This is a genomic window from Janibacter massiliensis, from assembly GCF_900289115.1.
In the GTDB taxonomy this organism is placed as follows: domain Bacteria; phylum Actinomycetota; class Actinomycetes; order Actinomycetales; family Dermatophilaceae; genus Janibacter_A; species Janibacter_A massiliensis.
Genome location: NZ_LT985198.1, coordinates 1 through 4,279, shown reverse-complemented (window position 1 = coordinate 4,279; position 4,279 = coordinate 1). Strand labels below are relative to the sequence as shown.

Annotated in this window: 4 protein-coding genes; 1 reads left to right on the top strand and 3 read right to left on the bottom strand. The window is 75.2% G+C overall.

The features are described 5' to 3' along the window. Window positions 1–999, bottom strand: a 999-nt coding sequence (locus DAA34_RS11900) for a lysylphosphatidylglycerol synthase transmembrane domain-containing protein (protein WP_106820172.1), incomplete at its 3' end; no start/stop codon positions are given. Further along, window positions 999–2,894 (bottom strand): glycosyltransferase family 4 protein, encoded by a 1,896-nt coding sequence (locus DAA34_RS11895; RefSeq protein ID WP_234354292.1) that lies wholly within the window; start codon window positions 2,892–2,894, stop codon window positions 999–1,001. The genes DAA34_RS11900 and DAA34_RS11895, both read right to left, overlap by 1 nt. Before the next feature lie 119 nt (window positions 2,895–3,013). On the opposite strand from DAA34_RS11895, the gene DAA34_RS11890 reads away from it, so the two are divergent. Next, window positions 3,014–3,754, top strand: coding sequence for a TIGR03089 family protein (locus DAA34_RS11890; RefSeq protein ID WP_106820170.1), 741 nt, complete (start codon window positions 3,014–3,016; stop codon window positions 3,752–3,754). 3 nt (window positions 3,755–3,757) lie between these two features. Here DAA34_RS11890 and DAA34_RS11885 read toward each other — a convergent pair. After that, the coding region (locus DAA34_RS11885) for a peptidoglycan-binding domain-containing protein (RefSeq protein ID WP_199847516.1) at window positions 3,758–4,279 on the bottom strand (522 nt) is incomplete at its 5' end.

Below are 4,279 nucleotides of genomic sequence, written 5' to 3'. Positions count from 1 at the left end.
CCTCTGGGCGCTCTTCGGCTGGCTGTGGGGGCGGTCCCCGATGAGGCGGTGCGCCCGCCCCCACAGCCAGCCGAAGAGCGCCCAGAGGACGTCGACGAGGGTGATGATGAACCGGAGGATCATCGCCACCGCGGTCGCCGCCGACCCCGGCATGAGGCCACGCCACAGCAGCACGAGCAGACCCTCGCGCACCCCGAACCCGGCCGGGAGGATGAAGCTGAACATCCCGATCGCGGCGGCGAGCGGGAACCCGCTGATGCTCGACATCGCGAGCTCCGAGACGTCGGCGTGCGGGGCGATGTCCCGGGTGACCACCCAGACGGTCAACCCCGAGGACAGCCACGCCGCGACGAACCACGCCATGGCGACGAGGACGGCCCGCGTCGACAGCGGCTGGTCCATCGGCTCCCGTCGCATGACCCGGAGCGCGAGCGCGATGATCCGGTTGAGGACCGGGGGCCAGAGCGCGAGGAGGATGACGGGCACGGCGACGAGGACGACCCACACGCTCGCCTTCGCCGATCCGCTCCACAGCAGCTGGGGCAGGGCCCCGACGCCGACGAGGACGCCCGCGACGGCGGACAGGATGATGCACATGAGCGAGGCGATCGCCGTGTGCCGGCGCGGGATCTTCGCGGCGGACCCCATCTCCGCCTGGACGACGACGGACCACACCGACCCCGGCACGTACTTGCCCAGCTGACCGACGAAGAAGATGCTCGCAGCCGGTCCGAAACGGACCCTGCTCCCCGCACCGGCGAGCAGCGCCTGCCAGCCGAACAGCGTGAACAGCGGCGCTGCGAACGAACCGACGAAGCACAGCGCGAGCGACCAGGGCGAGACGCGACCGACGTAGGTGACGACGGCTTCCCAGTTCGTCCACACCGCCCAGGTGACCGTGACGACGACCGACACGCCGAGAAGGACCCGCATCGCCGTGAGCAGCCGCGCCCGCGTCCGGGAGCCGGCGGGCCCCTCGCTCGTCGCATCGACAGTCATCAACGCCTCCGGAAGGTGAGTCGGACGACGGCGAACGCCGCGGTCTCGTCGTGGGCCGCGTCGGCGGCCCGCCGCAGCTTCGCCGTCAGGTCCCCGTCGAGGTCCCCGACGAGCCGCAGCCCGAGCCCGTCGGCGCGCGCGACGACACCGCGCAGGTCGGCGGGGGTGACGCAGCCGGGGGCGCCGGCCGGGCCCGCCGCGAGGGTGAGCGACAGCACGCCGCCTGTCCGCAGCGCCCACGACGCCTGGTGCAGCGCGTCGTCGACCTCGGCGAGGTCGCAGTCGTGCGGGTGCAGCCGCGTGATGACGTCGACGCTCGCCGTTCCGAGGTCGAGCACCGAGACGGACGAGCGACCCCCGCTCAGCTCGAGCTCGATGGGGTGGAAGCCGATGGCGCGTGCCCACCGGCCGAACGGCGAGCGGACGCCCGACTCGTCGATGACGGTCGCGGTCTGCCGGTGGTCGTCCCGCAGCCGGAGCACCGCGGCGAGCGCCCCGAGCGCGGCCCACGCGGCGATGGGGTCGAGGGTGCGCGGCAGACCGACCGACCGCGCGAGGGCCCGGGCGTCCTCGGCGTCGGCGTCCAGCCCCAGGACGTCGGTCGGACGCACCCGGTCGGGCAGCTCGTCGCCCGTGAGCAGGACCCGCGGAGGCCGCTGCGCGATCGCCGCACGGGTCGAGGTGCGCAGGCGGGTCGCGATGGCGCGCAGCGCGCTCTCGACGACGGGCTCGTCCCCGTCCCCGCCGACGACGGCCTGCGGCTCGGACCCGGCGACCGACTCGATGGCCGCGACGTACCGCTGCCACGGGGGGGTCAGGTCCGGCGGCCGGACCCCGGAGAGCAGCTCCGTCACCCGGTCGGGATCGGCCAGCGTCGTCAGCGCCGCCACGAGCGCGTCCTCGTCCTCCGCCGGGACGAGGAGGCCGTCGACGCCGTCGCGGACCTGGTCGCCGAACGTCCCGACGTCGGAGGCGAGGACGGCCAGGCCGTGCTGCTGGGCGAGCAGGACGTTCTGGGAGGCGGTCGCCGAGCGGTACGCCAGGGCGAGGACGTCGTGGCGGGCGAGGAGCTCGGGCAGCCGCTCGGCCGGGACGTACCCGCCGTGCACCTCGACCCGGCCCCGCAGCCGGCGATCGGCGGCCAGCCGGCGGATGAGCGGCCCGGTGTCGGACCACATCTCGCCCGCGATGGTGAGGGTCACCCCGGGCACCCGCATCATCGCGCGCAGCAGGAGGTCGATCCCCTTGTAGTGGCGCACCGTCCCCAGGGCGAGCAGCCGCGCCGGGCCGTGGTGCTCGGGTCGCTCTGCGGGCGGGCCGCCGGGCAGGTGGGGCGGCAGGTCGGCCACGACGACCCGCCGGGCGTCGTGCTCGTGCGCCCTGCGGGCCTCCTCGTCGCTGTGCACGACGACGGCGTCGACCCGGCGGAGGAACGACCGCGTCATCGCCTCCGCCCCGGGGTGCACCTCGTGCGGCAGGACGTTGTGCGCGATGACGATCGAGCGCGGTCCCAGCCCCGTCGAGCTCGTCCGCCCGACGCCCGCGGCCTGGAGCAGGGTGAGGCTGCCGGGGATCATGATCGGCATGACGTGGACGACGATGATCGCGTCGACGTCCTGCAGCCGCCGGCCCGTGCGCACCCACGTGTCGGGGCGCCGCCAGCTCATCGAGCGGATCGTCCGGGGGAAGAGGGGGACGTCCGGCGTCCCGCCCGGCACGCCTTCCTCGGAGGGGTAGAAGTTCTTCGGGAACATGTTCGACCAGCTGACGAGCTGGACGTCGTGCCCGGCGGCCTCGAGCGCGTGGGCGAGCTCGGTCGTGTGAGCGGTGACCCCTCCCTTGTACGGGTGGGTCGGTCCGACGATCGCGATGCGCAGGGCCTCGGACGGGCTCACCTGTCTCCCCTTCGGTCGCCGCTCGTGGCGCCGCCGGAAGGGCGCCGGGAGCACCGAGCCTAACGAGCGCGCCCGACGTCGACCGGCCGCCCGGTCCCGGCGCGTCCTACGGTGGGTCCGTGACGCCGACCACGCCCCGCCCCCAGGACCTCCTGCCCGCCCTCGAGCGGGACGACGCGACCACCCCGCGCATCACCTGCTACGACGACCTGGCCGGACCGACGCGCGGCGAGCGGGTCGAGCTGAGCGGTCGGGTCCTGGCCCGCTGGGCGGCGAAGGCGGGCAACGCCCTCCAGGAGGAGCTCGACGTCGCGCCGGGGGACGTCGTCGGGATCGTCCTCGAGCCGCACTGGCGGGCGACCCACTGGCTGCTCGGGGCGTGGCGGGTCGGCGCGTGCGTCCGCGTGGGCGACGGCGCCTCCGGACCGGAGACGACGGTCGTCGTCACGGACGACCCGGCGCTCGCGGCGGAGGTCGTCGACACCGGCCGCCGTGCCGTCCTCGTCTCGCGGGCCGCGCTCGCCCGCACGGCGCACCCCGAGGCGGCGCCCGGCGTCCTCGACGAGGCGACGGAGCTGCCGACCTTCGGCGACGTGCTCGAGCCCTGGGGGACGCCGGACGACGGGGCTGTCGCGCTCGTCGTCGACGGCACGCCGCTGGAGGTCCACGGCGCACCGATCACGACCGACGTCGAGCCGGGCGCCCGGGTCCACCTCGTCGACCCCTCGACCGCCGAGCTCCTCGTCGTCGCGGGCGCGGCGTGGGCGGCCGGCGGCTCGGTCGTCCTCAGCCTCGGGACCGACGAGGACGTGCTCGAGCACCGTGCGGCGATCGAGCGCGTCGACGCGCGGATCGGCTGAGACTCAGCGGTTGGCGCGGGCGACGACCTCGACCTCGAGCGCGCGCCACGTCCGGGACGCGACGACCCCGGTGCCGGCGAGCCCGTGCCGCTGCTGGAGCGCCTTGACGGCCAGCATGGTCCGAGCGCCGAAGTACCCGTCGCTGGTCACGCCGAGGTTGCGCTGGACGGCCTTGACGGGCCAGCCGCGCGAACCCTCCTTGAGGACCGTCGAGCGCCACTTCAGGAGCGGGTGGGCCTGGGCCTCGAGCGCGTCCCAGTCGGCGCGCTGGACGACGCCGTCCGCCCGCAGGTCGTGGGCCTTCTGCCAGCGCTCGAGCGCGAGCTCGGTCCGCGGGCCGAAGACGCCGTCGACCGGGACCCCGACCCCGCGCTGGACGAGCCGCACGGCCTCACCGCGGCTGCCGCGCTTGACCGTCGTGCCCTTGTACCGGGTGTACGCCGTCGTCGTCTCGACGGTCGACGTCCCGGGCTTGGGCGCGACGGGGCGCGGCTTGGGCGCGACGGGGCGGGGTGCGGGCGTGGG